At 64.9% G+C, this 4,222-nt stretch carries 5 protein-coding genes; 4 read left to right on the forward strand and 1 reads right to left on the reverse strand.

The genetic code is table 11. The annotated features are described in order from the left end of the window. Positions 1 to 491: 491 nt before the first annotated feature. From dksA to G3N99_RS35490, 4 genes are all read left to right on the forward strand, one after another. Positions 492 to 908 carry an RNA polymerase-binding protein DksA gene (gene dksA, locus G3N99_RS35475; RefSeq protein WP_006477498.1) on the forward strand — a complete coding sequence of 139 codons (417 nt, stop codon included), beginning with the start codon at positions 492 to 494 and terminating at the stop codon, positions 906 to 908. Between the two features lie 237 nt (positions 909 to 1,145). Beyond that, a complete protein-coding gene (hslV, locus tag G3N99_RS35480; RefSeq protein WP_006760749.1) occupies positions 1,146 to 1,682 on the forward strand; it encodes an ATP-dependent protease subunit HslV in 537 nt (178 codons plus the stop codon). Between the two features lie 10 nt (positions 1,683 to 1,692). After that, positions 1,693 to 3,036 carry an ATP-dependent protease ATPase subunit HslU gene (hslU, locus tag G3N99_RS35485; protein ID WP_174937441.1) on the forward strand — a complete coding sequence of 448 codons (1,344 nt, stop codon included), beginning with the start codon at positions 1,693 to 1,695 and terminating at the stop codon, positions 3,034 to 3,036. 178 nt (positions 3,037 to 3,214) lie between these two features. Further along, positions 3,215 to 3,577 carry a hypothetical protein gene (locus G3N99_RS35490; protein ID WP_206124685.1) on the forward strand — a complete coding sequence of 121 codons (363 nt, stop codon included), beginning with the start codon at positions 3,215 to 3,217 and terminating at the stop codon, positions 3,575 to 3,577. Between the two features lie 13 nt (positions 3,578 to 3,590). Here the strand turns inward: G3N99_RS35490 and G3N99_RS35495 are convergent, their stop codons facing one another. Continuing rightward, positions 3,591 to 4,133: a response regulator transcription factor gene (locus G3N99_RS35495; RefSeq protein ID WP_011353543.1), complete on the reverse strand. Its 543-nt coding sequence runs from the start codon at positions 4,131 to 4,133 to the stop codon at positions 3,591 to 3,593. Between the last annotated feature and the right edge of the window lie 89 nt (positions 4,134 to 4,222).

Raw genomic sequence — 4,222 nt, forward strand, 5'->3', positions numbered from 1 at the left:
TCGGGCAACCGCCGCACACGCCGCCGCGCGGCCGCCTCGCAGGCGGCTGCGGCGGCCGCGGAGCGCCCTTTTTGGGCAGGGTTTCGCCGTCATCGCTTTTTCGCGATTTGCGCGTTATATTTTCTAGATATTGGCGCAGCCGACGGGGATCGACCCGATACGGCGCCCGCTTGCGATTCAGTTACAATACGTGCCCGCTGGAGTACGGCAACAAACAGGCCCGGTTCTTGCTGAACCAGTTTTCCGGGCATCGCAACCGCGCCGGATCGCCAATCCGCCTCCCGGCCGCGGCCGATGCGATGTGCCGCGCAGCACACCGGTTCGCAGCGCGCGCAACTCCGCGCCAGGCCTATCCTGGTATTTGAGAACCGGTTTTCCAGAGGCTTTCGGCCCCGCGGCGGCAAATCGCAAATGATTGCAAGCGCGGTTGCGGGTAATCCCAAAGTGCAGGCAATATCTCTTGATTTGCCGCACATTGAAGAAGCAAGCAGATGACGAAGAAACTCTTGACCGAAGCCGAAATCCTGAAGATGAGCGACAAGGATTACATGAATGAGGATCAGCTCGCCTTCTTCAAAAATCGGCTCGAACAGTTGCAGGCGGACATCCTCAAGAATGCAGGCCAGACGACCGAGAACCTGCGCGAGACGGTGATCGTGCCCGATCCCGCCGATCGCGCGACGATCGAGGAAGAGCACGCGCTCGAACTGCGTACGCGCGATCGCGAACGCAAGCTCCTCAAGAAGGTTCAGCAGTCGCTCGCCCGCATCGATTCCGGCGATTACGGCTGGTGCGAGGAAACCGGCGAGCCGATCGGCATTCCGCGCCTGCTCGCGCGTCCGACCGCCACGCTGTCGCTCGAAGCGCAAGAGCGCCGCGAGCTGCGCCAGAAGCTGTTCGGCGACTGATCGAGCGGCATTCCGCTCAGACACGCTGCTTCCCGAAAGCGCGCGGCCTGCCGCGCGCTTTTTGTTTTTCCGGCACCGGTTCCCGGCCGGCCGCCGATTTGCCTCCCTCCTCTTGATATCCCGGCGCCCGCCCTAAAATGAAACGGACGCGCGCCGGGCCGCTTCCCGGCGCACTGCGAGTTACGCGGCGGCGCCTCGCGCCCCCCGACTCTTCCCCGTTTTTCTCAAGGAACGCAGATGGAGCAATTTCACGGCACGACCATCGTTTCGGTCCGACGCGGCGACAAGGTCGCGCTCGGCGGCGACGGCCAGGTAACCCTCGGCAACATCGTCATGAAGGGTGGCGCGCGGAAAGTGCGGCGGATCTACAACAACCAGGTACTGGTCGGATTCGCGGGCGGCACCGCCGATGCGTTCTCGCTGCTCGACCGCTTTGAAGCGAAGCTCGAGAAGCACCAGGGCAACCTGACCCGCGCGGCCGTCGAGCTCGCGAAGGACTGGCGCACCGACCGGATGCTGCGCCGCCTCGAGGCGATGCTGATCACGGCCGATGCCACCACCACGCTCGTGATCACCGGCAACGGCGACGTGCTCGATCCCGAAGGCGGCATCTGCGCGATCGGCTCGGGCGGTGCGTATGCGCAGGCCGCGGCCCGCGCGCTCGCGGAGAACACCGAGCTGTCGCCGCGCGAGATCGTCGAGAAGTCGCTCGAGATCGCCGGTGACATGTGCATCTATACGAACCACAACCGCATCATCGAAACGATCGAGTAAGGACCGCACCATGAGCACCATGACCCCTGCCGAGATCGTCTCGGAACTCGACAAGCACATCATCGGCCAGGCGAAGGCGAAGAAAGCCGTCGCGGTTGCGCTGCGCAATCGCTGGCGCCGCCAGCAGGTCGCCGACCCGCTGCGCCAGGAAATCACGCCGAAGAACATCCTGATGATCGGGCCGACGGGTGTCGGCAAGACCGAAATCGCACGCCGCCTCGCGAAGCTCGCCGATGCGCCGTTCATCAAGATCGAAGCGACCAAGTTCACCGAAGTCGGCTACGTCGGCCGCGACGTCGACAGCATCGTGCGCGACCTGATCGAGATCTCGGTCAAGCAGACGCGTGAAACCGAGATGCGCAAGGTGCGCAGCAAGGCGACCGACCAGGCGGAAGACCGCATTCTCGACATCCTGCTGCCGCAACCGCGCGCGGTGGGCTTCGGCGGCAATGCCGAGCACGCGAACGACGACAACAACGCGACGCGCCAGACGTTCCGCAAGCGCCTGCGCGAAGGCCAGCTCGACGACAAGGAAGTCGAGCTCGACCTCGAGCAGCCGTCGGCCGGCATGGACATCATGGCGCCGCCGGGCATGGAAGAGATGACCGAGCAGATCCGCTCGATGTTCTCGAACCTCGGCAGCGGCAAGAAGCAGCGCCGCAAGGTGAAGATCAAGGAAGCGCTGAAGCTGCTGACCGACGAGGAAGCGGCGAAGATGCTCAACGACGAGGAAGTGAAGACGAAGGCCGTGCAGAACGTCGAGCAGAACGGCATCGTGTTCCTCGACGAGATCGACAAGATCACGTCGCGCAACAACGAAGGCAGCGGCGGCGAAGTGTCGCGCCAGGGCGTGCAGCGCGACCTGCTGCCGCTCGTCGAAGGCACGACGGTCAACACCAAGTACGGGATGGTGAAGACCGATCACATCCTGTTCATCGCGAGCGGCGCGTTCCACCTCGCGAAGCCGAGCGACCTGATTCCGGAACTGCAGGGCCGCTTCCCGATCCGCGTCGAGCTCGACTCGCTGTCGGTGAACGACTTCGAAGCGATCCTCGTCGCGACCGACGCAAGCCTGGTCAAGCAGTACCAGGCGCTGCTCGCGACCGAAGACGTGCAGCTCGAATTCGCCGACGACGGTATCCGCCGTCTCGCGGAGATTGCATATGCGGTCAACGAGAAGACCGAGAACATCGGTGCGCGCCGGCTGTACACGGTGATCGAGAAACTGCTCGAGGAAGTGTCGTTCTCGGCCGGCAACCATGCGGGCGAGCGCGTGACGATCGACGCGGAGTATGTCAACCGCGCACTCGGCGAAGTGTCGCAGAACGAAGACCTGTCGCGCTACGTGCTGTAACGCGCGCGGCGTCGGACGAAAAACGGGCGGCCCCTTCCGGGGTCGCCCGTTTTTTCATGGCCACGCGAGGCGGCGCACGTGCCGGCCCCTGGAACGCGGCTGATGGCACGCATCCTGGTGCGCCCCTATAATCCGGACTCCCCTGGCTACGTACCGACGCAGTCGTCACCGCTTTCGAATGACCATCTACCCGTCCATCGCCGGCCGATTCGTGCCGGCCTTGCTCGCGCTCACGCGCGCCGACATCCTTTCGCTCCTGCGCCGGATCAGGCGGGATTCGCTGCGGCGCTACAACGTCGCGTTCGCACTCGCGTGGCTGGGCACGCTGGCAGGCATCGCACTCGCCAGCGTGGCGTTCAGCATCGGCATCCGCTCCATTGCGAGTGACGTATCGGCAACGCCGTGGCCGATGGCCATTCCGATCGTGATCGGCGGATTCGCGCCGTTTCTCGCGAACGTCGTCTACTCGGCGCTCATCGCGCTCCTGCTGAAACGCGAGATCGTCGCCTGCCTGTCGCGAACGTCAAGCTCGCCCGGCTGACGCGCCCCCCCGCTTACTGCCGCACCGGCTTCTTCGCGAGCTTGCGCTGCAGCGTGCGGCGATGCATGTTCAACGCACGCGCGGTCGCCGAAATATTGTTGTTGTTCTCGGCCAGCACGCGCTGGATGTGCTCCCATTCGAGCCGGTCGACCGACAGCACGACCGGATTCTCGAGCGCTTCGTCGGCCTGCACTTCGGTCGCGTTGGTCTGCAGCGCGGCCAGGATCGACTCGACGTTCGCGGGCTTCGCGAGATAGTTGTCGGCGCCTTCCTTCACCGCCTGCACGGCGGTCGCGATGCTCGCGTAGCCGGTCAGCACCAGGATCCGCGCATCGGGCTGCAGGTCGCACAGCGGCGCGATCAGGCTCAGGCCCGAATCCTCGCCGAGATGCAGGTCGACGGTGATGAACTGGAACTTGCCGCCCGCGGCGAGCCGAAGCGCCGACTCCTTGTCGTGCGCCTGCTGGACCGCGTAACCGCGGCGCTCGAGGCCGCGCGCGAGCGTGCCCGCGAACACCTCGTTGTCGTCGATCACCAGGAAATTGTTCTCGCTCATGTGGTTTCTCCGTCTACGTGTTGGTTGAGGCGGCCGACGCCGCGACGCGCACGACCGGCAGCCGCAGCACGGCCCGCGTGCCGCGCGCG

The organism is Burkholderia sp. Ac-20392 (assembly GCF_017104585.1).
Classification (GTDB): Bacteria; Pseudomonadota; Gammaproteobacteria; order Burkholderiales; family Burkholderiaceae; genus Burkholderia; species Burkholderia lata.